This window comes from Devosia sp. UYZn731 (assembly GCF_040546795.1).
Classification (GTDB): Bacteria; Pseudomonadota; Alphaproteobacteria; order Rhizobiales; family Devosiaceae; genus Devosia.
This window is the reverse complement of record NZ_JBEPOL010000001.1, coordinates 751214-773247: the sequence shown is the minus strand read 5'-3', so window position 1 is coordinate 773247 and position 22034 is coordinate 751214. Positions and strand designations below refer to the sequence as shown.

Below are 22034 nucleotides of genomic sequence, written 5' to 3'. Positions count from 1 at the left end.
CTTAATCCTCCCCACAAGGGGGGGAGACAGATCGTGCCGCGCTATCATCCTGCCCATCCGCCGACGCGATGGGATTTCCCTCCCCCTTGTGGGGAGGGGTTAAGGGTGGGGGTTCCTCCCCGCAAACACCAAGCCAAGGGAGCCACATGAGCATCGCCATCACCGCCGCTCCATCCCGCCCCGCCTGGCTGTCGCTCGACAAACTCGGCGTCCTCATCGCCCTGATCGCCGCCTTTGGCGCGACCCAGCCCTTCGCCCTGTTCCGCGCCAACCGCATCGTCCTCGGCGAACCCCGCACCCCACTCACCGCGCTGCCGGAATCCGCCGCCACCTTCGTCGCCGCAGTCCTCGTCATCGGCTTCATCATCGCCCTGATGCGCTTCCCCACCCTGGTCAAGCTGATCGGCGGCTTCCTCGTGCTGGCGGTCCTCTTCATCTCCGTCGGCTGGTCCGGCCGATATCTCACCCCCGAAGGCGACACCTTCGCGCGCATTTCGCCCGGCTCCGGCTTTTGGCTCTTCGTCTTCGCTTTCGCGCTGCTCGTCACCGATGCCCTGACCCGCCTGCGCCTGAAACCCTGGCCGCGCATCGCCATCCTCGTCGGCGTCGCCCTCGCGCTCGGCCTGCTGCTGTGGAGCGGCGCCTGGAACGACCTCTCCATCCTCAAGGAATATTCCACCCGCGCCGCCCCGTTCTGGCAGGAGGCGCGCACCCACCTGATCCTGGCCTTCGGCTCCGTCGCCGTCGCCACCATCATCGGCGTGCCGGTCGGCATTCTCTGCTACCGCGTCAAACCCGTGCGCGCCGCCGTGCTTAACGTGCTCAACATCGTCCAGACCATTCCCTCGATCGCGTTGTTCGGCCTCCTGATCGCACCCCTGGCCTGGGTCGCCGCCACCGTGCCCGGCGCCAAGTCCATCGGCATTTCCGGCATCGGCATCGCGCCCGCTCTGGTCGCCCTGTTCGCCTATTCGCTGCTGCCCATCGTCTCCAACACGGTCGTCGGCCTGCAAAGCGTCTCCCCCTCTGCCATCGATGCCGCCAAGGGCATGGGCATGACCGGCCGCCAGCGCCTGTTCGGCGTCGAACTGCCGCTGGCCTTCCCGGTGATCCTCACCGGCATCCGCATCGTCTTGGTACAAAACATTGGCCTCGCCACCATCGCCGCCCTCATCGGCGGCGGCGGCTTCGGCGTCTTCGTCTTCCAGGGCATCGGCCAAACGGCGATGGACCTCGTCCTGCTCGGCGCCGTCCCCACCGTGGCTCTGGCCTTCGCCGCCGCCGTGGTGCTGGACGCGGCAGTTGAAATGACTTCAGCGGGGATGCGCGCATGATGGCCGCGACCCCCACCCTCATTCCCTCCCCACAAGGGGGAGGGAAGCCTGGCCAGTGCTTAGCCGATATTGTGCCACTGGCCGTCGTCCCATCGTCTCTCTCCCCCTTGTGGGGAGGGATCAAGGGTGGGGGTATCTCGCCACATATGCCGGAGTTGGTGCCATGATCGAAATCGAAGACATCACCAAGATCTACGGCGAAACCGCCGTCGTCGACCGCGTTTCACTGGTCATCGATCCGGGCACCATCTGCGTCATTGTCGGCACCTCCGGTTCCGGCAAGACCACCCTGATGCGCATGATCAACAAGCTGGTCGAGCAAACCTCCGGCGCCATCCGCATCGATGGCGAGGATATCGCCGGCATCCCCGCCTATGAACTGCGCCGCCGCATCGGCTACGCCATTCAGGGCCACGGCCTCTTCCCCCACCGCACCGTCGGCCAGAACATCGCCACCGTCCCCAAACTACTCGGCTGGGACAAGAAGCGGATCGCCGACCGCGTCGAGGAACTGCTCACCCTCTTCCAGCTCGATCCGGCCCAGTATCGCGATCGTCTGCCCAATGAACTCTCCGGCGGCCAGCAGCAGCGCGTCGGCGTGGCTCGCGCGCTGGCGGCCAAGCCCAACATTCTCCTCATGGACGAGCCCTACGGCGCGCTCGACCCGGTCATTCGCGCCAAGGCGCAGGAGGATCTGCTCGCCGTCCAGCGCCAGTTCGAGACCACCATCGTGCTGGTCACCCACGACATGGAGGAAGCCATCCACCTCGGCACCAAGATCGCCGTGATGGACAAGGGCAAGCTGCTGCAACACGACGTGCCGCAACAGATCATCGCCAATCCCGCGACCCCCTTTGTCGCCGAACTCATCGGCAGCGCCGAACGCCCCTTCCGCCTGCTGTCGCTCGGCAAGGTCGCCGATCATATCGAGCCCGGTGAAGTCACCGGCACCCCGCTCGATGCCGGGGTCACCCTGCGCGATGCCTATGCGGAACTGCTCTGGTCGGGCCGCCCGGCGCTTCCGGTCACTCGTGATGGCAAGGTGATCGGCCAGGTAACGCTCGCCCAATTGGCGCGGTTGGCGGCGCGTCCGCAATGAGGATCGGCCTGCTCATCCGGCTGATTGTCCTGGCGGTGCTGCTGGTGTTCCTGTTGCGGCCGGAGACGTTTGCCGGCTTCTTCAGCCTGTTCGCCAAGGCGGGACAGCCGCCCATCTACAATCAGGGCAGCCTGCTCGATATCACGCTCAACCACCTCGCCATCGTGCTGACGGCGACCGTGGCCTCCACCGTCATTGCCGTGGGCCTCGCCATTGTGGTCACGCGCCCCTTCGGCGCTGAATTCCTGCCTTTGTCGCGCTCGCTCGCCAATGTCGGCCAAACCTTCCCGCCCGTCGCCGTCCTGGCGCTGGCCGTGCCCATGCTCGGTTTCGGTACCGCCCCCACTTTGGTGGCGCTCTTCCTCTATGGCCTGCTGCCCATTTTTGAGAACACCCTGACTGGGCTCACCAATCTCCCGCCCGCCGTCACTGACGCCGCCAAGGGCGTCGGCATGACCGGCTGGCAGCGCCTGCTCAAGGTCGAATTGCCGCTGGCTTTGCCGGTCATCCTCGCCGGCATCCGCCTCTCGACCGTTATTTCGCTGGCCACCGCCACCATCGGCTCCACCGTCGCCGCCCGCACTCTGGGCGAAGTCATCATCGCCGGCCTCACCGCCAACAACACCGCCTTCGTCCTCCAGGGCGGCCTTATCGTCGGCGTCCTCGCCGTCTTGATCTACGACGCCCTCTCCGCCCTCGAACGCTTCCTCATGGCCCGTACCGGCCAACTCGGCAGGGCCGCAGCGTGAGCCCACTCGCCAAACCATCGGCTCCTGCGTCTCCCTCCCCCTTGTGGGGAGGGACGGCGCGCAGCGCCAAGGGTGGGGGTTCTCTCCGCCCACTCGATACCGACCACACCCCCACCCTCACTCCCACTCCGAGTTTGTGGAAGCAATAAATGTCCGATTTCGACCTCGTCCTCTCCGGCACCATCGTGCTGCCCACCACCATTATCGAAAACGGCTACGTCGCCGTCCGGGACGGCAAAGTCACCCATGTCGGCGAAGGCACGCCCCCGTCCGCCCGTGAACGCCACCTCCTCGGCAACGCCCTGATCCTGCCCGGCGCCATCGACGCCCAAACCCACTCCCTGAGCCAAAAAAACCAGGAAGATTTCATCTGGTCCACCCGCTCGGCCGCGGCCGGCGGCGTCACGACCATTGTCGACATGCCCTATGACGAGGGCAATCTCGTCGCCTCCGCCGAAGCCGTGCGCATCAAGGTCGGCCACGCGTCGCCGCAGGCTCGCGTCGATTTCGCCCTCTATGGCACCGTCAACCCGGAGGAGGGCGCCGCCCGCATCCTCGAACAGGTCGAAGCCGGCGTCGCCGCCTTCAAATTCTCCACCTTCGGCACCGACCCCATCCGCTTCCCCCGCATCCCACCCGCTTTGCTCGAAGAATGCTTCGCCGCCATAGCCCCCACTGGCCTCACCGCCGGCGTCCACAACGAGGATGACGAAGCCGTCCGCGCCGCCATGGCCAAGGTCAAGGCGCTGGGCATCACCGATTATCGCGCCCACGCCCTCAGCCGCCCCCCGCTGACCGAACTGCTCGCCTCCCTACAAATCTACGAAACCGGCGCCGCCACCGGCTGCCCCGCCCATGTGGTGCACTGCTCCCTCGGCCGTGGCTACGACATCGCCAAAAGCTACCGCGACCAGGGCTTTGCCGCGACCATCGAGTGCTGCATCCACTATCTCGTCCTCGACGAGGAACACGACGTCGCCCGCCTCGGCGGCAAGGCCAAGATCAACCCCCCCATCCGCCCCCGCGCAGAAGTCGAAAAGCTCTGGGAACACGTCCGCGCCGGCAATGTCACGCTGGTCTCCACCGATCACGTCAGCTGGTCGGAAAACCGCAAGACCAATCCCGACATGCTCGCCAACGCCTCCGGCGTCCCCGGCCTCGAGGCCATGGTGCCCCTCTTCGTCAAGGGCGCGCTGGAGCGCAACATCCCCCTGACCTGGGCCGCCAAGCTCATGGCCGAGAACCCGGCCCGCCATTTCCGCCTCGACCACGTCAAGGGCGCGCTGACCGCCGGCAAGGACGCCGACATCACCGTCCTCTTCGATCGCCCCAAAACCTACGACGCCGCCGCCAGTGGCAACAACGTCGTCGGCTGGTCGCCCTACAACGGCATCGAGCTCCCCTGGACCGTCGGCCTCACCTACCTCCGCGGCCAACTCGCCTTCGATGGCACCACCGTCCTCAGCCAACCCGGCACCGGCCGCTTCGTTCGGCCGGAGCGACGCGCATGAGCAAGGCTACCCCCATCCTCATTCCCTCCCCACAAGGGGGAGGGATGCGCAGAGCCGGACCTCTTGTGGAAACACCGACCGTCGTCCCATCGTCTCCCTCCCCCTTGTGGGGAGCGATCAAGGGTGGGGGTTTCTCGGGTAGCATGCGGAAAGCAGTATGATCCCCAATTCCCCCATCCGCCCCGACCGCATCGCGGCCAACATCGACGCCCTCGCCGCCATCACCGAACCGGGTCGTCCCTACACCCGTCGCGCCTTCACGCCCAAATTCCTCGAAGGCCGCGCCTGGCTGCAACAAGAAATCCAGCGTGCTGGCTTTTCCAGCCGCATTGACGCCGCCGGAAACCTCATCGCCACCATAACCGGGACCCGCCCGGACCTGGGCACGATCATGCTCGGCTCCCACTCCGATACCGTCCCCGACGGTGGCCGTTTCGACGGCGTTGCCGGCGTCGTCGCTGCCCTCGAAGTTGCAAGAGCCCTGAAAGACCAAGGCATTACACTCGAACACACGCTTGAAATCGTCGATTTCCTCGCCGAGGAAGTCTCTATCTTCGGCGTCTCCTGCATCGGCAGCCGGGGGATATCCGGCACCCGCCCGCCCGAATGGCTCGCTCGCAGCAACGATGACCTGACCCTTGAGACCGGCATCACCCAAGTCGGCGGCACCCCCGCCATCGACGCAAAGCGCAATGATATCAAGGCCTTCCTCGAACTCCACATCGAACAAGGCCCGGTCCTGCAGGACGAATATCTCGATATCGGCGTCGTCACCGCCATCGCGGGGATAACCCGCATAGAAATCATCGTCACCGGCCGTGCCGACCACGCCGGCACTACCCCCATGGGCTCCCGGCAGGACGCCCTGACCACCGCCGCCTGGATCGCGCTCGGCGTCGAAGAACTCGGTAAAGCCTTGGCGCAGAACGAGTTTCACTTCGCCGCCACGGTTGGCGAATTCGTCATGGAGCCCAATGCGGCCAATGTCGTGCCCGCCAAAGTCCGCATGCTGATCGACGCCCGCGCCGAATCGCGCCCGGACATGGAGCGCTTCATCGACGAACTGGGCCGCGGCGTCGCCGCCATCGCGGATAAAACCGGTGTCACCGTCTCCGAACCGCGCATCGTCTCCGACAATCAGCCCACGCCCTGCGACGAAGACTTGCTCGATGTCCTTGATATTGCTTGCGATACTGCCGGTGCCACGCATCGGCGCATGGCCTCTGGCGCCGGCCACGACACCGCCTGGATGGCGAGGATAACGCGAGCAGCCATGATCTTCATCCCCTGCCGCGACGGCCGCAGCCACGCGCCGGACGAATTCACCACCACCGAAGCGATCGCCCAAGGCGCCGCTGTCCTGCTCGACGCCGTCGTCGCGCTCGACAAAAATCTGCAAGAGGATCAATAGCATGGGTCGTATTCTGACCGAAAAAGACGTCGAGCCCGCAGTCAAGGGCGGCTCCGTCTACGCCGCCGGCGGCGGCGGCTGGGCCGATCATGGGCGCATGCTAGGCTATGCCGCCGTCGGTATCGGTAAGCCAGAACTCGTTGATATATCAGAGCTTTCCGACGACGATTGGGTTGCCACCGCCGCCGCCATCGGCGCTCCCGCCTCAACCACCCCTTGGGAAATGCAGGGCGTCGATTACATCAAAGCCGTTTCGCTCCTCCAGGACACCCTTGGCGAAAAACTCAGCGGCCTGATGGTCGGCCAGAATGGCAAATCTTCGACCCTCAACGGCTGGCTCCCCTCCGCCGCGCTGGGAACCAAGGTGGTCGACGCCGTCGGCGACATCCGCGCCCACCCCACCGGCGACATGGGCAGCATCGGTCTGGCGGGTTCGCCCCTGCAGATGATCCAGACCGCCGTAGGGGGTAACCGCGAAGAAAATCGCTATATAGAGCTGGTAGTTAAGGGTGCGACCGCCAAGGTGTCGCCGATCCTGCGCACCGCCGCCGACCAGTCCGGCGGCTTCATCGCCTCCTGTCGCAACCCCGTCCGCGCCACCTACGTCCGCGACCACGCAGCCCTTGGCGGCATCTCTTTGGCACTGACTTTGGGTGAGGCCATCATCGCCGCCGAAGGCAAGGGGCCGGGCTCGGTGATCGACGCCATCGTCAAAACCACCGGCGGCACCATCCTGGCGCGCGGTACGGTCACCGCCAAGGACGTCGTCTACACCAAGGACGCCTTCGATATCGGCACCATGACGCTGGGCGAGGGCGACACCGCCTCGACGCTGCATTTGATGAATGAATACATGGCAGTAGATAATGCCGGCGGCACGCGGCTCGCGACTTTCCCCGATGTCATCACCACCCTCGACGCCTCCGGCACGCCGCTCTCGGTGGGCCAGGTGCGGGTCGGCATGTACCTCTTCGTCCTGCACGTCCCTAAGACCATAATCCCATTGAGTTCCAGCGTGTTAGATCCAACTGTCTATCCCTATGTCGAAAAATCCATGGGCATCGAGCTGGCCAAATACGCGCTGGATGGGGCCAGTCGCTGACATGGCACGCGACGCCGGCCTCGAGGAACTGGTCTGGGAGGACCTCGGCGGCCTGACCGGGCTGACCACCAAGGTCATGTTCGGCGGCCTCGCCTGGATGCTGGACGGCCACCTGCTCTGCGGCGCCCGTGATGTCGGCCTGATGGTCCGGCTCGGCAAGGGCAACGACACCTGGGCGCTGGACGAGCAAGACATCGAACCGCTTTCCATGTCCGAAAAGTCCATGCCCGGCTGGGTGCGCGCGGGTCTCGATACCTGCGCCGACGACGACTTGCGCAAGCGCCTGCTCGATGCGGCGGTGGCGTTCGTCAGGACACTGCCGCCCAAGCTTTGACGGCGGCGCACGATAATTACCGAGGTTTTCAACATGCCCACACCCAATCCGCGCCACCCCAATTTCCCCATTCCCGGCGGCTCCGAACTGCGCGCCAAGGGCTGGCGGCAGGAGGCACTGCTCCGGCTGCTGGAGAACGTGCTGGCAGTGGGCGAAAATCCAGACCAGATTATCGTTTACGCGGCTTTGGGCAAGGCGGCGCGCAATTGGGCGAGCCACAAGGCCATCGTCGAAACCTTGCTGCGCATGGACGAGGACCAGACGCTCATCATCCAGTCGGGCAAACCGATCGGGCTGCTAAAAACCCACGCCAAGGCGCCGCTGGTCATTATGGCCAATTGCAACATTGTCGGACAATGGGCCAAGGCCGAGGTGTTCTATGAACTGGAGAAAAAAGGCCTGATCTGCTGGGGCGGGCTGACCGCCGGCGCCTGGCAGTATATCGGCAGCCAAGGCGTTATCCAGGGCACTTATGAGATTTTCATGCGCATCGCCGAGAACCGCTTTGGCGGTTCGCTGGCCGGTCGGTTCATCCTGACCGCTGGCCTTGGCGGCATGGGCGGGGCCCAGCCGCTGGCCGGGCGCATGGCGGGGGCGGCTATTCTGTGTGTCGATATCGATGCCGAGCGAGCCGAGAAACGCAAGCAGATCGGCTATCTGGAGGAGATTGCACCGGATCTGGATACGGCGTTGGCGATGATCGACAGGGCCGTCGCGGAGAAGCGGGCCACCTCCATCGGGCTGGTCGGCAATGCCGCCGAAATCTATCCCGAGATTTTCCGCCGCGGCATCGTGCCGGACATCGTCACCGACCAGACGTCGGCGCATGACCTAGTCTATGGCTACGTGCCCAAGGGCATGTCGCTCGCCGAAGTGCGGCGCCTGCGCGAGGAAGGCCCGGCCCAGTTGATGGCCGCAAGCCGCGCATCTATCGTCGATCATGTGCGCGCCATGCTGGCCTTTCAGCAGGCCGGGAGCGAAGTGTTCGACAACGGCAATCTGATCCGCACCCATGCCAAGGCCGGCGGGGTCGAAAACGCCTTCGATATCAAGATCTTCACCGAGGCCTATCTGCGGCCATTGTTCGCCAAGGCCATCGGCCCGTTCCGCTGGATGGCGCTGTCGGGGGATCCACAAGACATCGCCAAGATCGATGACAAACTGCTGGAAATGTTCCCGGACAATCATATTGTCACCAACTGGATCGCGTTGGCGCGGCAGCATGTGCCGTTCGAGGGTCTGCCGGCCCGCATCGCCTGGCTTGGCCACGGCGAGCGCACGGCATTGGCGCGGGCGGTTAACACCATGGTGGCGGATGGCACGCTGGCCGGGCCTGTCGCCTTCAGCCGCGACCACCTCGATGCCGGCGCCATGGCGCATCCCAATATCATGACCGAGCGGATGAAGGATGGCTCCGACGCCATCGCCGATTGGCCGCTGCTCGATGCCATGCTGCTGTGCTCGTCCATGGCGGATCTGGTAGTGGTGCATTCGGGTGGCGGCGGCTACGCGGGCTACATGACGTCAGCCGGCGTTACCGTAGTCGCCGACGGCACCGAAGCCGCCGATGAACGGCTGGAGCGGGCGCTGACTAATGACACCGCGCTCGGCGTCATGCGCTACGCGGACGCGGGGTATGAGGAGAGCTTCGAGGAGATCGCAGCGAAGGGGATCGGGCACATCAGGGTGGATTGAAATTCTGGTCAGACCTGCTATATTCTAGTCAGAACGGAGATGTGCGATGACCACTTGGCAGGTGCAGCAGGCAAAGAGCCACTTCAGCGAAGTGATCGACAAAGCCCAGCATGAGGGACCGCAGACGATCACTCGGCATGGAGTGGAGACGGCCGTAGTGCTTTCGATGGAAGAATATCAGCGGATCATTGGCGAGCGACCGCGTACAATCATCGATCTGCTGTTGGGGGGACCTAAGTTCGACGATAGTGAAATGCCCGATTTTAGCCGGCAGAAAGACTTGCCGCGCGATATCGACGGCCTTTTCGACGACGAATGAATTATCTTCTCGATACCAACGTGCTTTCTGAAACGCGTCGCAAATCAGGCAATGCGAAGGTTCAGGCCTTTGTCGCCGGACTGCAGCAAAGCAAAGTTCACCTTAGCGTTCTCACGCTTGGTGAGATCCGGCGCGGCATCCTGGCCAAACAAAAGGCTGATCCAAGGTTCGGAACTCAGCTTACTGAGTGGGTTGCTGAGATCGAGCGTGTGAACGCTGGGCGAATTCATGCGGTCACACTCGACATTGCTTACCGATGGGGTGAACTTACCTCAGGCCGGACGCGAGCGGGGACCGATGCGTTATTAGCCGCTACGGCGTCTGTGCACGGCCTGACGGTGCTTACTAGAAATGTCCGGGATTTCGAGGATTTCGATGTCCCTGTCCTAAACCCGTGGGACGTCTAGACCTCGTTCCGCCAGCTATACTGCGGCGAATAGCCCAGCATGCGCTTGGCTTTTTCGATGCTCAACAGCGTGCCGTTCTGGGTGAGATTGCCCTTGGTGGGTACACCGGGAAACACCTCGGCCAGCAGGGACATGTTGGAGCGGCTCATCACCGTATCGGCATTGGCGATGATGAAAGCCTCAAAGCCGGTGAAATCGGCCTGGATCGAGCGGCGGACGGCTTGGGCGCCGTCGCGGGCATCGATATAGCCCCACAGGTTCCACTTGCGGCCGCGCGGATCGGCATCGAATTTGGGGAAGGCGGCGTAGTCTTCGGGGTTCATCACATTGGAGAAGCGCAGGCCGACAATGCGCAATGACGGGTCCCAGCGGCAGAACTGGGCGGCCATCGTTTCATCCAGCAGCTTGCCGAGCGAATAGGCGCTTTCGGGGCGGGGGAAGTATTCCTCGTCCACCGGCGCGTAGGGCGGCGGCGTATCGAACGGTAGGCCGAGTACGGTCTCGCTGGAGGCGAAGACGATGTTCTTGATGCCGGCGAGGCGGCTGGCCTCGAACACATTGTAGGTGGTCGGCACGTTGTTGGCGAAGGTCTTGGCGTTGGCGGCGAGGCCCGGCGCCGGAATCGCTGCCAGATGCACGACGGCCTCGAACGGCCCGCCGCGCTCATCGACGCCGCCCAGGATGGTGCTGGCAACCTGGCCAAAATCGGTCAGATCGACGCGGACGCTTTTGCAGATCGGCTCGGGCAAAGCCTGCTGATCGATGTTGAGAACATCGTAGCCATGGGCGACGAGGTCGCGCAGAACCGCTCGTCCAAGCTTGCCGCTGCCGCCCGTCACCAGAACCTTGGCCATCGTTTCCTCCAGTTTTTTGAAGCACTTGGCTACGTGCCTTCCCATCAGCTTAGGCTCGAATAGCAGTGCTGCCAACCCGGCTCAACTGTAAACGAATTATGAACGGCGCCCTCAGAAGGGGTTCAATGCCGAGGGCGCTTTATGACGATCAAGGGCGGCCAGGCGGTCGCCAGAACCGGCCGGTGCTCCAAGTGGGCGCCGCCACCAGAGGAGCCTCAAATGCAAAAATTCGCAATTATCACCGCCATCGCCACCCTGACCATGGCCTTCACCACGATCGCCAGCTCGGCTGCCATCGTGCGGCCTCGCCATCCTGCAGCCCCGTCGCAGACCAGCCATACCGAATGCATCGAGAGCCTGGGCCATTTTCGCAGCGTTCACCGCGACGATATCGATGCTATCGACGGCCAGTCCGTCATGGTGATCCATATCTGCGACGAGAATTCCCTGCTCAGCGACGCCTCCTATGGTTCGCTGTTCATCGACGGCAATGTCAACACGTTGCGCCGGCCGATCGCCCACAACTACACACTGATGAGCGCTCTCGATGAGGAAGGCCTCGACCAGAATGACGTTGTCTCGCTGCGCTTTGGCGGCAATGACTCCATCGTCCTCTACGTCTACGACCGCGATATGCGCTAGGCGGCAATCGGAGAGTTTGCCGCCCCAGATGAACACTTTCTGAACAGCAATTTCAGCATGGGTTCAAGGCGAGTGCGGCAAACTCCAATCATCGATACCACCACGCCGCTGAGGGAGACATGACATGAACAAGCATCAGGAAAAAGTTTTGGTCGCCACGCTCTGCGGCCTGGTTATCACTGCCGCCGCCGCTTTTGCCGTGCAGCCTGCAATGGCCGCCGGATATGGCGTCGATCAGCTGGCCCAAGTCAGTGGCGTCGCCGGCTGGGATCATCTGAACGTGCGCAAATGGCCCGCTGCCTATTCGCAGAAAGTCGGCGCGTTTGATGCACAAACCCACGTCTGGGTCGATCGCTGCATCGAAGTTGCCAATAGCGCCGATTGGTGCCTGGTCGATCGTGCTGGGCTCAAGGGCTGGGTCAATTCGAAATTCCTCACCCTGGCAAGCGACGACTGGGACATCTGACCCTGCTGCCTGCCCCCGCCGGGGCGGTGGTCCATCTGCCGGATCAAGCGATCTTCGCCGCACGATCCGCAAAGTCCGTGTAGATGGACTTCCACCCCTACGGGTTCTGCCACGTGCCTGCCTCTTCCCAAGTCTTGTTGACTTTTCCGGTCTGGTGCTGTTCGCAAGACAGCCTGGACCGGAGTTTTTTTATCATGGACGCCAATCCCATCCTGGCCGAGCTAACGCGCGGCAACTGGGTTGAGAATATCTTCCGCGGCGCTTTCGCGGTGGTCGATGCGGACGGCACCATCATCGCTGCCGCCGGAGATATCGAGCGGGCGGTGTTTCCGCGCTCGGCGATCAAATCCATGCAGGCACTGCCGATTTTCGCGCGTCACGCTGAGGACAAGTTCCATCATAGCACCGAGGAACTGGCGCTGGCCTGTTCATCCCACCATGGGCAGGACGTCCATGTGGCGGTCGCGTCTGGCCTGCTAAGCCGGCTGGGCCTTTCGGCGGCCGATCTGGAATGCGGCGCCCATGCGCCAACCAACGCGGCGGCGCGCGAGGCCTTGCGGGCAAGCGGCGGCGAGCCCAGCCCGCTGCACAACAATTGTTCGGGCAAGCATTCCGGCATGCTGAGCGTGGCGCTGGCCATGGGCGTGCCCACCGCCGGCTATGTCGGTCGCGAGCATGAGGTGCAGCGCGCCGTGCGCACGGCAGTCGAGACCGTGATCGGGGAGAACCTGACCGAAGGCAAATGCGGCACCGATGGCTGCTCCATCCCCACTTACGCTGCGCCGCTGCGAGCCTTCGCCTATGGCTTTGCGCGCATGGCGACGGGCAAGGGCCTGCCGGCCGAGTATGCCAATGCGGCGCAGCGCCTGTTTGACGCGGCGACAAGCCATCCGCAACTCGTGGCGGGCACAGGCCATTCCGACACCCTGATCATGCAGGCCTTCGGCGGCCGCGTGATGCAGAAAATCGGCGCCGAAGGCGTGCAATGCGGTGCCATCCGCGACAAGGGCTGGGGCTATGCGATCAAATGCGACGACGGCAACACCGCCGCCTCGCAAGCCATGCTGGCCGGCCTGCTGCTGGCAATCGCCGATCCCGACGAAGCGCAGCGGGCTGTGCTTGAGAAATTTGCCAACCAGATCATCCGCAGCGTGCGCGGCGCCGATGTGGGGATGCTGGAATCGCGCATCGCGGTTTAATTTTGCAGTGTTCCAACAGTTATCCGGAGGTTTGCTGGAAACTGTTGGAAAGGCCGAACGAGTTGTGCCAATCCTGTTCCAACAGTAATTCAGTAAAACTAGGTCAAGTGTTGGAACTTCGCGGGATAGAAGAGTTCAACAACGATCAGCGGCGAGAATTCGTCAATACCCAGCAACGCTTTAGCGCCTGGACGTCAGCGCGGCGTCGCTTGCTGGAAACACGGGGGTCCATGGTCTGGCAGGCCAAAAAAGGGTCCGATTACCTTCTGCGCAGCTACTATGACAAATCCCGTCTACGCCGCCAACGCGGCTTGGGCGTGCGGTCGGAGCAAACTGAAACGCTCAAACGCGAGTACGAAAACAGTCGCGATGAAGCCAAGGCACGTTTCAAGGAGATAGACGCGGTGCTGGCCCGGCAGGCGGGGATAAACCGCGCGTTGGCGCTTGGGCGCGTTCCGATGCCGACCGCTCGGATCATGCGAGCGCTGGACGACATCGGTGCATTGGGCGCTGGCATCCGGGTCGTAGGCACGAACGCCATCTACGCCTATGAGGCGGCCGCTGGGGTCGTTGTTGATGCTGGCATCACCGCCACCGGTGACATCGATCTGTTGTTCGACAGCCGCGGGGGACTGCGTTTCGTTATTTCCGACGATATTTCGGAACCTTCCCTGCTTGCCGTGCTCCAAGGCGTGGACAAGACCTTCCATTGGACTGCTCAGTCCTTCCGCGCGGAAAACGCCGAAGGTTACATGGTCGATCTGATCAAACCGATGCGCAATCCACCCTGGAAGCCGGATAGGACGACGTTAGGGGGCGATGACGCCGACATAGTCGCTTCGGAGATCGAAGGCTTGGTTTGGCTGGAGAATGCCCCGGTATTCGAAGCGATCGCCATCGATGAACGTGGCTTTCCGCTGCGGATAGTCGCCGCCGATCCACGCGTGTTCGCTGCGCATAAACACTGGGTGTCGCAGCGGGTTGATCGCGAGCCGATCAAGCGGCGGCGAGACGCGGATCAGGCGGTGATCGTTGGTGGTATCGTCGGGCAATACCTGACCTATCTGCCGTTCGAGATGGCGGATTTGAAGATGCTGCCCAAGACAGTCGCCAAAGCGGCCGAGCATCTGCTCGCCACGGCATAGGCGAGCGCAAACCAGCCGCTACACGCCCTGGACTTCGCCTACTGTATTGTTGGCGATCGTCAGCAGGGGGTATTTGGCGGCGTTGGCGATGAGGTCGGGTTCCACCATGTCGGCCCAGGCCATGCCGACGACGGCGTGTTCAGGGTCGAAGATCATGTTGTTGGCGATTTGTGCGTTGCCCGCGCCGGGGGCGACGCTGACGGCAATCCCGATCAAAATGTCGTACATGACATTGCTCGCGATCAGCACGTTGCTGAGATAGGGGCCGTAACCCGCAACGAAAGCCGGGCCGGGAACGCGCGTGACCGTGTTGCCGGTGACGGCCGCCTCGGCTTCGGCGGCGATGCCGAATGGCGTCGTATCTGGGTTCACCAGTGACTTGGGCGCGATGTTGCGCACGATATTGCCGGTGCATATCGCGAGATGGCCGCCCTCGTTGTAATTGGTCATCGAAATGCCGCCAGCGGCCCCATCAACGATGTTGTTGGCAATGACCGAGCCGGAAAAGGCGAACTCGGAAAAGATCGCGACTTCGCCCGAGTTGAGGCAGGTATTGCCGCTCACATGCGTGTTGTTGGTGGTGTTGAGCCGCACGGCGGTGAAGGCACAATCGGCGATGTGATTGTCGCTGACGATGACCTCGTCGGCCTTGAACACGTTGATGCCATTGCCGTTTTGGCCGTCGCCGCCGTCATTGGCCTTGATGTCCCAGATGCGGTTTTCGCTAATGATCGAGCCATCCGGCCCACTCTGAATGCGCCAGATGCGGATGCCGGCATTCCCGCAATCGCTGATGCGGTTGCCGGTTATCAGCAGGCCTCGATTGTCCAGCGCATGGATGGCTGCGTCGGCATGGCCGCGGAAATCGCAGTCGGAAATGGTGACGGCCGAATCCGTGATGAAGAGGCCGGTAGTCAGGCTATCGAAGAAGCTGCACTGCGTGAAGCTGACAGACCGGCTGCTCACCACCGCTAGGATGGCGCTCAAGCCGTTCGCCGCGTCGCGGGTGCCACCGGCGAAGATCACATTGGCGACCTTGGCGTCACTGACACTGGTGAACGCGCCGATCGAGCCGCCATTCCAGCCGGTGAGCTGGGTGGATCCGGGCGTGCCCTCGATGGCGAGCCGACCGGAGAACGCGATATTGGCCACGAAGATGGGGCCGGGCGGCAGGACCAGCTTTTGCCCGCTCGCCGCAGCTGCCAGGATTGCGTCCTGCAGGAATTTGCTCTGGTCATCGGCAATGCCGGGGACAACGCCGAAATCGACGGCATAGAGCGCGTCGCCAGCACGGGAGAGGGCCGGTGCAAGAACCCCGGTGGCGCCGAGGCTGGCGAGGAAACGGCGGCGGGTCAGGTGTGTCATGGCGGCAGTGTGCCGCGATGTCTGCAGCGAGGGAAGAGGCGAGGGGCGGGATGGTAAAGCAGAGGGATTATTGGGCGTCGCCATCACACTGCCTTGTCCCGCGTCGTCGCGAACGGCTATAAGCCATGCGAACGATTTGACGGGGGCGCCGGCCATGCTGCTTGATGACAAGATCTACCTCGGACAAAGCACGCGGCCGGAATATCTGGCGCTGAAATATGGCAATCGCCATGGACTGATCACCGGGGCGACCGGCACTGGCAAGACGGTGACGCTGCAGGTGCTGGCCGAGGGCTTTTCGGCCGCCGGCGTTCCTGTGTTTGCCGCCGATATCAAGGGCGACCTGTCGGGCGTCAGCAAGATGGGCAAGGCGCAGGGCTGGCAGACCCAGCGGGCGCAGGACATCGGCTTCGACGATTACAAGGACGACGTGTTCCCGGTGATTTTCTGGGACCTGTTCGGCCGCCAGGGGCACCCGATCCGCGCCACCATTTCAGAGATGGGCGCGCTGCTGCTCAGCCGGATTCTGCAGCTCAACGACACCCAGGAAGGCGTGTTGAACATCGCCTTCAAACTGGCCGACGACGAGGGCCTGCTGCTGCTCGACCTCAAGGATCTGCGCGCATTGCTGGTGGATATCCAGGAGCGGGCCAAGGATGTTTCGGTGCGTTACGGCAATGTCACCACCGCCTCGATCGGCTCGGTGCAGCGGGCGCTGCTGGTGCTGGAACAGCAGGGCGCGGAAAACTTCTTTGGCGAGCGGGCGCTGGAAATCGCCGACCTGATGCGCACCGACCGCGATGGCAAGGGCTTCATCTCGATCCTGGCGGCGGACGAATTGATGCGTGCGCCGCGCCTCTACGCGACGTTCCTGCTGTGGCTGATGTCGGAGCTGTTCGAGGCGCTGCCCGAAGTGGGCGACCTGGACAAACCCAAGCTGGTGTTCTTCTTCGATGAGGCACATCTGCTGTTCGATGACGCGCCCAAGGCGCTGGTCGATAAAGTCGAGCAGGTGGTCAAGCTGGTGCGCTCCAAGGGCGTCGGCGTCTACTTCGTCACCCAGAACCCGGTCGATATTCCCGAGGCCGTGTTGGCCCAGCTCTCCAACCGCGTGCAGCACGCGCTGCGCGCTTACACGCCGCGTGAGCAAAAGGCGGTCAAGGTGGCGGCCGATACTTTCCGCCCCAATCCCGCATTCTCGACCGCCGAGGTCATCACCCAATTGGCCACCGGCGAGGCGCTGGTTTCGGTGCTGGAGGACAAGGGCATTCCCTCGATGGTCGGACGCACGTTGATCCGGCCGCCATCGGCGCAGGTTGGCCCGATCCTTCCCGAGGAGCGGCGCGCCATCATGGCCAACTCGCCGGTGGCGGGGCTCTACGACACCGTGGTCGACCGCGACTCGGCGTTCGAAGTGCTGGCGCGCAAGACGCGCGACAAGCAGCTGGCCGAGGAAAAGCAGCGCCAGGACGATGATCTGGCCAAGGCGGCCAAGACCCAGCGCGCCGAACGCACCTATGACGATCGCCCGCCCGCGCGCCGCGCCTCGACCCGCCAGAGCCCGGCCGAAGCTGCGATGAATTCGCTGGCGCGCACCATGGCAAATCGCCTGGGGAGCGCCCTGGTGCGCGGCATCCTTGGCGGCCTGAAGCGCGGTCGCTGAGCATGGCGATGAGCAGCCCGGTATTGGCGGTTTTTGCCTCGGACAAGGGGCCGGGCGATGCCGAGCGCGCCAGCATCATGACGCAGGCCGGCATGTATTTCGCCCGCCATGGCGCCAGCATCGTCTGCGTCGCCGAAAATCGCATGATCCCGGTGCCGCTGCTGACCGCAGCGCGGGCGGCGGGCGGCGCGGTGCAGATCATCGCCGATGAATCGATCGTGCTGCCATCGGCCCTGGCCGACGTGGCCATTGAAGTGGTGGGCGACCAGCCCGAGCGCATGCAGCGGGTTGCGGCGCTGGCCGATGCCTTCGTGGCGCTACCGGGCTCGCTCGCCTCGGCTTCGGCGCTGTTCGGCGCCTGGAGCGCCGGCAAGGCGCTGGGCAAGGCCGCGCCCGTGGTGATGCTCAACCGCCATCGCGCCTTCGAGGTCATGCGCGGCTATGCGGGGGACGTGCTGTCCCATGGCCTGCCGGGATATGAGCGCTCGGTACAGTTCGCCGATACCATCGAGGACCTGTGGAGCCGGGTCAGCCGGCTGATCGGCGAGCGGTAGTCACGCCTCTGCTTCGCGCGCCCTCAATTCGGCAAGATAGGTTCGCAGGAGCACGGCTCGTCGGGGGCGGAAGCTGGTTCCTGCAGCGCTGAGATCGATGATGCGTTCGACGCGGAACATCCGAAATGCCTCGCGTAGGCAGCACCAGGCCAGCACGGTCAGCGCCCGGTCGGTATAGACGATCGCCAGGGGAAGGATGGTGCGCTCGGTGACCGCGTGGCCCTTGTCGGCGTAGCGGATCACCAAGGCTTCCTCTTGCCAGCAGGCCTGCCTTATGGCGTCCAGATCACGTGCTTGGCTGTAGCGCGCATCGGGGCGATAGACCTGCGAGATGGCATGGAACAAGTGCTGCTCGCGATCATCCGGCAAGGTAGCGGCGACCTTGGCCAGCACCGAAATGGCGGCCTTCGCCAAAGCCGGATCGCCCATGTGCTGAACCTCGGCCAAGCCGAGCGCAATGGCCTCGATCTCGGCGCGATCGAAAGTCTGCGGCGGCAGCGCATAGTCCTCGATCAGCCGATACCCATAGCCGCGCTCGCCCTCGATACGGGCACCGGCTGCGCGCAGGCTGTCGATATCGCGGTAGAGCGAGCGCAGCGACACGCCGGTTTCCTCGGCCAGACGCGCGGCGGTGATCGGCGCGGGCATGACGCGCATCGCCTGGACCAGTCGGAAAAGTCGGTCGGATCGGGCCATCACTCAACTGTCGGAAACTGGCAGTTGGGCTCGGATATAACAGCTCCATCAGTTCAAACAAAGGAAGCTGTGATGACCGTTCAATCGACGACCCATTTGAATTTCCGGGGCGATGCCCGCGCTGCTCTGGCTTTCTACCAGTCCGTGTTCGGGGGGCAGCAGATGGTGATCTCCTATAAGGACGCCGCGCAGGTCCAGGACCCGGGCGAGGCCGATCAGGTGATGTGGGGTCAGCTGGCCGCGGATAGTGGTTTCCGGGTGATGGCCTATGACGTGCCGTCGCGCATGGGGTGGAACCCGGGCGAAATCCCGTTCTTCGTCTCGGTGCGCGGCAGTGCCGCTGACGAAATTACGGCGTACTGGGGAAAACTCGTCGACGGCGCGACTATCGTGCAACCGCTGGCGCCCTCAGGCTGGTCGCCGCTCTATGGCATGCTCAAGGATCGTTTTGGCGTGACCTGGGTGCTGGACGTCGAGAGCGCTTATGCAGCCTGATAGGCGGTGATTGAGGCGGCGCATGATCGATGCGCCGCATTCTGCCTGCTGGAGCTAGTGCTCCAGCCCAGGATGTCTCGGCTTACGTCGGTCGGGAAACAGCTGCACCACATTGTCCGAGGCGCGACGGCCTTGCTGGACCAGTGGCAACAGAGGTGGAACCCGGTTGCGCCGCTCAGGGCCGCGATAACCGCTCGGCGTGCTGATGACCGGGCGGGCGCGCAGGCGCGCCTGCACACGCTGCAGCAGGTGGCGCGGCGACATCGGCTTGATCAGCACTTCATCGATGCCAGCGCTGATCGACTGGTGGCGCATCGGCGGGGTGATGGTGCGAGTCAGGGCAATGACCTGCACGTCCTGCGACTCTATAGAGTTATCGAGGCGAATGCCTTCGACCATCTCATAGGCGGGTCGGCCTTCGCGGTCGAAATCGCAGACCAGCACATCGACCGGGGCCAGTCGCATATAGGCCAGCAGCGCCAGATCGCTATCGAACTGGCGCACGCGCAGCCGTGCATCGCCGGCCAGCACCATTGTGAGGATGGACGATAGCGCGGGCGTTGCGGCGATGACGGCGACGGTCTTCAGCGAGTCAGGCACCGATGTCCCCCAATGGTAAACAATCGGTTACCATGGGCGAGGGCAGGGCAGAAGAGGCGAGATTGGGGAATGGCTAACGAGCGGGGGATATCTGGGAAGTCTTCACCTCTCCCTTTGGGGGAGAGGTCGGCGCGCAGCGACGGGTGAGGGGGCCTTTACTGGGTGCGGTGCCTACGGAAGGCCCCCTCACCCGACCCAAGAGGGTCGACCTCTCCCCCAAAGGGAGAGGTGAAGAAGCCTCAGACCTTGACCACCTCCACGGCGAAGGCGAAGCACATGGCGGTTTCCTTGAGGCGGTCGAAACGGCCGGAGGCCCCGCCATGGCCGGCGCCCATATTGGTGCGCAGGTAAAGCGGCGCGTCGCCGGTGCGGGTGGCGCGCAACTTGGCAACCCATTTAGCGGGTTCCCAATAGGTGACGCGTGGATCGGTCAGGCCCGCCAAGGCGAAGATCGGCGGATAGTCCTGAGCGGCGACCTGCTCGTAGGGCGCGTAGGCGGCGATGCGGGCATAGTCGTCGGCGGAAGCCAGCGGATTGCCCCATTCGGGCCATTCGGGCGGGGTTAGCGGCAGGGTCTCGTCGAGCATGGTGTTGAGCACGTCCACGAAGGGCACCTGGGCGATGATCCCGGCCCAGAGATCGGGGCGCAGATTGGCGATAGCGCCCATCAGCATGCCGCCGGCCGAGCCGCCTTGGGCGACGATCTTGCCATTGGACGTGAAATTCTTGGCGATCAGCATTTCGGCCGAGGCGATGAAATCGATGAAGGTATTGGTCTTGTGCTCGCGGCGGCCCTGCACGTACCAGCGATAGCCCTTTTCCATGCCCCCGCGAATGTGGGCGGTGGCGTGGATGAAGCCGCGATCGACCAGCGACAGTGCCGAAATCGAGAACGCGGCGGGCATCGACATGCCATAGGCGCCGTAGCCGTAGAGCAGGGCCGGTGCGGTACCGTCGAGCGGCGTGCCCTTGCGGTAGAGCACGGTGACGGGGACCTGCTCGCCGTCGGCCGCGGTGGCGAAGAGCCGGCGCGTGACATAGTCGTCCGGGTTGTGGCCGGAGGGCACTTCCTGCTCCTTGAGCAGGGTGCGGGTGCCGGTCTCGAGATCGACATCATAGGTGCGTGACGGGGTGGTCGGCGAGGAATAGGTCAGGCGGAACACCGAGGTATCGAACTCGTAGCCGACCGACATGCCCAGGGAATATGCCTCCTCGTCGAAGTTCACGGTCTGCTCAGCATTGGTGCGCAGGTCGTGCACGATGATGCGGGGCAGTCCCTCATAGCGTTCGAGGCGGAGCAGGTGGTTCTTGATGACCACGGTATCGAGGATCAGCACGCCCTGCTGATGCGGGACAAGATCGGTCCAGTGCTCGGCGCCCGGCGTGGCGACAGGGGCCGTGACGACCTTGAAGTCCTCGGCGCCATCGGCATTGGTGCGGATGAACAGCACGCCGTCGCGCTCATCGATATCGTATTCGCGATCGGTGAGACGCGGCGCGACGAGGCGGGGCGCGCCGCCGGTTTCGGCATCGATAAGCCAGGATTCCGAAGTCTGGTGGTCGTGCGCGTCGATCACGATGAACTTGTCGCTGAGGGTACGGCCCACGCCGACGAAAAAGCCGGGATCGCTTTCCTCGAAGATAATCGCGTCATCGTCCTGCGGCGTGCCGATAATGTGCAGCTTGACGCGGAACGGGCGGTGGTTGTCGTCGTACTCAGTGTAGTAGATCGCCGAGGAATCGTTGGTCCACACATAGGAGCCGGCGGTTTCGGCAATGACTTCCTCGCTGTCCTTGCCGGTTTCCAGGTCACGGATGATGATGTCGTAATATTCCGAGCCAGCGCGATCGGCGGCCCAGGCTAGGTAGCGGTGGCTGCGGTCGTGCTCGGCGCCGGCAAAGCCAAAATAGCCCTCGCCCGCTTCGATATTGCAGTCCAGCAGCACGGTTTCCGGTCCGCCATCGCGCGGCGTGCGCACGACTTGGGCGTATTGCTTGCCCTCGAGCATGCGAGAATTATAGGCGAACGGCCCGTCATTGCTAGGAATGCCGCTATCGTCCTCTTTGATGCGGCCGCGAATTTCCTTGTAGATCGCGTCCTGCAGCGCCTGGGTAGGCTTGCCGAAATGCTCCTCGAAATAGGTGTTCTCGGCATCGAGATAAGCGCGGATTTCGCCGTCCAGCGTCTCGGGGGACTGCATCACTTCCTGCCAGTTTTCTGCGCGCAGCCAATCATACGGGTCCTCGCGGACGATATTGTGGTGCGTGGCGGAATGCGGCTTGCGGGCCGCGATGGGGGGATTGGTCATGTGCTGGGTCCAGTCAGGAGGCAATGTTGGCGCAGATGTAAGCGGACAGGCGGGAGAATGCTACCCGGCCGGCTGGCAAAGCATG

The 22034-nt window shown here is 63.6% G+C and carries 22 protein-coding genes; 17 read left to right on the top strand and 5 right to left on the bottom strand.

Going from position 1 to position 22034, the window contains the following annotated elements; translation table 11 throughout:
• The first annotated feature begins 146 nt into the window (after nucleotides 1-146).
• The 10 genes from ABIB57_RS03590 to ABIB57_RS03545 all read left to right on the top strand — a co-directional run bounded on the left by ABIB57_RS03590 (nucleotide 147) and on the right by ABIB57_RS03545 (nucleotide 9961).
• Nucleotides 147-1334, top strand: coding sequence for an ABC transporter permease (locus ABIB57_RS03590; RefSeq protein WP_354038480.1), 1188 nt, complete (start codon nucleotides 147-149; stop codon nucleotides 1332-1334).
• Between the two features lie 163 nt (nucleotides 1335-1497).
• On the top strand, nucleotides 1498-2433 hold the full coding sequence (locus tag ABIB57_RS03585) for an ABC transporter ATP-binding protein (RefSeq protein ID WP_354038479.1): 936 nt from the start codon (nucleotides 1498-1500) through the stop codon (nucleotides 2431-2433).
• Nucleotides 2430-3182 (top strand): ABC transporter permease, encoded by a 753-nt coding sequence (locus ABIB57_RS03580; protein WP_354038477.1) that lies wholly within the window; start codon nucleotides 2430-2432, stop codon nucleotides 3180-3182. Before ABIB57_RS03585 ends, ABIB57_RS03580 begins: the two co-directional genes overlap by 4 nt.
• A 149-nt stretch (nucleotides 3183-3331) precedes the next feature.
• Nucleotides 3332-4693: a hydantoin-5-propionate amidohydrolase gene (gene ertD, locus ABIB57_RS03575; RefSeq protein ID WP_354038476.1), complete on the top strand. Its 1362-nt coding sequence runs from the start codon at nucleotides 3332-3334 to the stop codon at nucleotides 4691-4693.
• 157 nt (nucleotides 4694-4850) lie between these two features.
• Entirely contained in the window at nucleotides 4851-6104 is a 1254-nt protein-coding gene (locus tag ABIB57_RS03570; RefSeq protein ID WP_354038474.1) for a Zn-dependent hydrolase, read from the top strand.
• A gap of 1 nt (nucleotide 6105) precedes the next feature.
• Nucleotides 6106-7206: a thiohydantoin desulfurase gene (ertC, locus tag ABIB57_RS03565; protein WP_354038472.1), complete on the top strand. Its 1101-nt coding sequence runs from the start codon at nucleotides 6106-6108 to the stop codon at nucleotides 7204-7206.
• A gap of 1 nt (nucleotide 7207) precedes the next feature.
• The gene (locus tag ABIB57_RS03560) at nucleotides 7208-7540 is read left to right on the top strand and encodes a TfoX/Sxy family protein (protein WP_354038471.1); all 333 of its coding nucleotides are present in this window, start codon (nucleotides 7208-7210) and stop codon (nucleotides 7538-7540) included.
• 33 nt (nucleotides 7541-7573) lie between these two features.
• Complete coding sequence (gene ertB / locus ABIB57_RS03555) at nucleotides 7574-9235, top strand: thiourocanate hydratase (RefSeq protein WP_354038470.1); 1662 nt, start codon at nucleotides 7574-7576, stop codon at nucleotides 9233-9235.
• A 46-nt stretch (nucleotides 9236-9281) separates the two neighbouring features.
• Nucleotides 9282-9554: a type II toxin-antitoxin system Phd/YefM family antitoxin gene (locus tag ABIB57_RS03550; protein WP_354038468.1), complete on the top strand. Its 273-nt coding sequence runs from the start codon at nucleotides 9282-9284 to the stop codon at nucleotides 9552-9554.
• Nucleotides 9551-9961, top strand: a complete 411-nt coding sequence (locus tag ABIB57_RS03545; protein WP_354038467.1) for a type II toxin-antitoxin system VapC family toxin — start codon at nucleotides 9551-9553, stop codon at nucleotides 9959-9961. Before ABIB57_RS03550 ends, ABIB57_RS03545 begins: the two co-directional genes overlap by 4 nt.
• Here the strand turns inward: ABIB57_RS03545 and ABIB57_RS03540 are convergent.
• Nucleotides 9958-10815, bottom strand: coding sequence for an NAD-dependent epimerase/dehydratase family protein (locus tag ABIB57_RS03540; protein ID WP_354038466.1), 858 nt, complete (start codon nucleotides 10813-10815; stop codon nucleotides 9958-9960). The two genes, ABIB57_RS03545 and ABIB57_RS03540, sit on opposite strands and share 4 nt — an antisense overlap.
• A 219-nt stretch (nucleotides 10816-11034) precedes the next feature.
• Between ABIB57_RS03540 and ABIB57_RS03535 the strand changes: the two genes are divergently transcribed.
• The 4 genes from ABIB57_RS03535 to ABIB57_RS03520 all read left to right on the top strand — a co-directional run bounded on the left by ABIB57_RS03535 (nucleotide 11035) and on the right by ABIB57_RS03520 (nucleotide 14267).
• Nucleotides 11035-11457, top strand: coding sequence for a hypothetical protein (locus ABIB57_RS03535; protein WP_354038464.1), 423 nt, complete (start codon nucleotides 11035-11037; stop codon nucleotides 11455-11457).
• Nucleotides 11458-11581: 124 nt separating this feature from the next.
• Entirely contained in the window at nucleotides 11582-11923 is a 342-nt protein-coding gene (locus ABIB57_RS03530; RefSeq protein WP_354038463.1) for an SH3 domain-containing protein, read from the top strand.
• Nucleotides 11924-12117: 194 nt separating this feature from the next.
• Nucleotides 12118-13122, top strand: a complete 1005-nt coding sequence (locus ABIB57_RS03525; RefSeq protein WP_354038461.1) for an asparaginase — start codon at nucleotides 12118-12120, stop codon at nucleotides 13120-13122.
• Between the two features lie 110 nt (nucleotides 13123-13232).
• Nucleotides 13233-14267 carry a GSU2403 family nucleotidyltransferase fold protein gene (locus ABIB57_RS03520; protein ID WP_354038459.1) on the top strand — a complete coding sequence of 345 codons (1035 nt, stop codon included), beginning with the start codon at nucleotides 13233-13235 and terminating at the stop codon, nucleotides 14265-14267.
• A gap of 18 nt (nucleotides 14268-14285) precedes the next feature.
• On the opposite strand, the gene ABIB57_RS03515 is transcribed toward ABIB57_RS03520, so the two are convergent.
• Nucleotides 14286-15632: a TIGR03808 family TAT-translocated repetitive protein gene (locus ABIB57_RS03515; protein ID WP_354038458.1), complete on the bottom strand. Its 1347-nt coding sequence runs from the start codon at nucleotides 15630-15632 to the stop codon at nucleotides 14286-14288.
• A gap of 154 nt (nucleotides 15633-15786) precedes the next feature.
• Here ABIB57_RS03515 and ABIB57_RS03510 point away from each other — a divergent pair, with 154 nt between their 5' ends.
• Nucleotides 15787-17295: a helicase HerA-like domain-containing protein gene (locus ABIB57_RS03510; RefSeq protein WP_354038456.1), complete on the top strand. Its 1509-nt coding sequence runs from the start codon at nucleotides 15787-15789 to the stop codon at nucleotides 17293-17295.
• 2 nt (nucleotides 17296-17297) lie between these two features.
• A complete protein-coding gene (locus tag ABIB57_RS03505; RefSeq protein WP_354038454.1) occupies nucleotides 17298-17849 on the top strand; it encodes a hypothetical protein in 552 nt (183 codons plus the stop codon).
• Here the strand turns inward: ABIB57_RS03505 and ABIB57_RS03500 are convergent, their stop codons facing one another.
• A complete protein-coding gene (locus tag ABIB57_RS03500) occupies nucleotides 17850-18545 on the bottom strand; it encodes a helix-turn-helix transcriptional regulator (RefSeq protein WP_354038452.1) in 696 nt (231 codons plus the stop codon).
• A gap of 72 nt (nucleotides 18546-18617) precedes the next feature.
• Here ABIB57_RS03500 and ABIB57_RS03495 point away from each other — a divergent pair, with 72 nt between their 5' ends.
• Entirely contained in the window at nucleotides 18618-19040 is a 423-nt protein-coding gene (locus ABIB57_RS03495) for a VOC family protein (protein WP_354038450.1), read from the top strand.
• 54 nt (nucleotides 19041-19094) lie between these two features.
• Here the strand turns inward: ABIB57_RS03495 and ABIB57_RS03490 are convergent, their stop codons facing one another.
• Nucleotides 19095-19640: a response regulator gene (locus ABIB57_RS03490; RefSeq protein ID WP_354038448.1), complete on the bottom strand. Its 546-nt coding sequence runs from the start codon at nucleotides 19638-19640 to the stop codon at nucleotides 19095-19097.
• Nucleotides 19641-19879: 239 nt separating this feature from the next.
• Nucleotides 19880-21949 (bottom strand): S9 family peptidase, encoded by a 2070-nt coding sequence (locus ABIB57_RS03485; protein ID WP_354038446.1) that lies wholly within the window; start codon nucleotides 21947-21949, stop codon nucleotides 19880-19882.
• Between the last annotated feature and the right edge of the window lie 85 nt (nucleotides 21950-22034).

Excerpts from the sequence above, each read along its gene's own strand:
- ABIB57_RS03495 (WP_354038450.1), top strand. The coding sequence starts at position 18,618 with ATGACCGTTCAATCGACGACCCATTTGAATTTCCGGGGCGATGCCCGC.
- ABIB57_RS03515 (WP_354038458.1), bottom strand. The coding sequence starts at position 15,632 with ATGACACACCTGACCCGCCGCCGTTTCCTCGCCAGCCTCGGCGCCACC.
- ABIB57_RS03530 (WP_354038463.1), top strand. The coding sequence starts at position 11,582 with ATGAACAAGCATCAGGAAAAAGTTTTGGTCGCCACGCTCTGCGGCCTG.
- ABIB57_RS03550 (WP_354038468.1), top strand. The coding sequence starts at position 9,282 with ATGACCACTTGGCAGGTGCAGCAGGCAAAGAGCCACTTCAGCGAAGTG.
- ertD (WP_354038476.1), top strand. The coding sequence starts at position 3,332 with ATGTCCGATTTCGACCTCGTCCTCTCCGGCACCATCGTGCTGCCCACC.
- ABIB57_RS03585 (WP_354038479.1), top strand. The coding sequence starts at position 1,498 with ATGATCGAAATCGAAGACATCACCAAGATCTACGGCGAAACCGCCGTC.
- ertC (WP_354038472.1), top strand. The coding sequence starts at position 6,106 with ATGGGTCGTATTCTGACCGAAAAAGACGTCGAGCCCGCAGTCAAGGGC.
- ABIB57_RS03540 (WP_354038466.1), bottom strand. The coding sequence starts at position 10,815 with ATGGCCAAGGTTCTGGTGACGGGCGGCAGCGGCAAGCTTGGACGAGCG.
- ertB (WP_354038470.1), top strand. The coding sequence starts at position 7,574 with ATGCCCACACCCAATCCGCGCCACCCCAATTTCCCCATTCCCGGCGGC.
- ABIB57_RS03580 (WP_354038477.1), top strand. The coding sequence starts at position 2,430 with ATGAGGATCGGCCTGCTCATCCGGCTGATTGTCCTGGCGGTGCTGCTG.
- ABIB57_RS03545 (WP_354038467.1), top strand. The coding sequence starts at position 9,551 with ATGAATTATCTTCTCGATACCAACGTGCTTTCTGAAACGCGTCGCAAA.
- ABIB57_RS03510 (WP_354038456.1), top strand. The coding sequence starts at position 15,787 with ATGCTGCTTGATGACAAGATCTACCTCGGACAAAGCACGCGGCCGGAA.
- ABIB57_RS03570 (WP_354038474.1), top strand. The coding sequence starts at position 4,851 with ATGATCCCCAATTCCCCCATCCGCCCCGACCGCATCGCGGCCAACATC.
- ABIB57_RS03505 (WP_354038454.1), top strand. The coding sequence starts at position 17,298 with ATGGCGATGAGCAGCCCGGTATTGGCGGTTTTTGCCTCGGACAAGGGG.
- ABIB57_RS03560 (WP_354038471.1), top strand. The coding sequence starts at position 7,208 with ATGGCACGCGACGCCGGCCTCGAGGAACTGGTCTGGGAGGACCTCGGC.
- ABIB57_RS03485 (WP_354038446.1), bottom strand. The coding sequence starts at position 21,949 with ATGACCAATCCCCCCATCGCGGCCCGCAAGCCGCATTCCGCCACGCAC.
- ABIB57_RS03590 (WP_354038480.1), top strand. The coding sequence starts at position 147 with ATGAGCATCGCCATCACCGCCGCTCCATCCCGCCCCGCCTGGCTGTCG.
- ABIB57_RS03535 (WP_354038464.1), top strand. The coding sequence starts at position 11,035 with ATGCAAAAATTCGCAATTATCACCGCCATCGCCACCCTGACCATGGCC.
- ABIB57_RS03500 (WP_354038452.1), bottom strand. The coding sequence starts at position 18,545 with ATGGCCCGATCCGACCGACTTTTCCGACTGGTCCAGGCGATGCGCGTC.
- ABIB57_RS03525 (WP_354038461.1), top strand. The coding sequence starts at position 12,118 with ATGGACGCCAATCCCATCCTGGCCGAGCTAACGCGCGGCAACTGGGTT.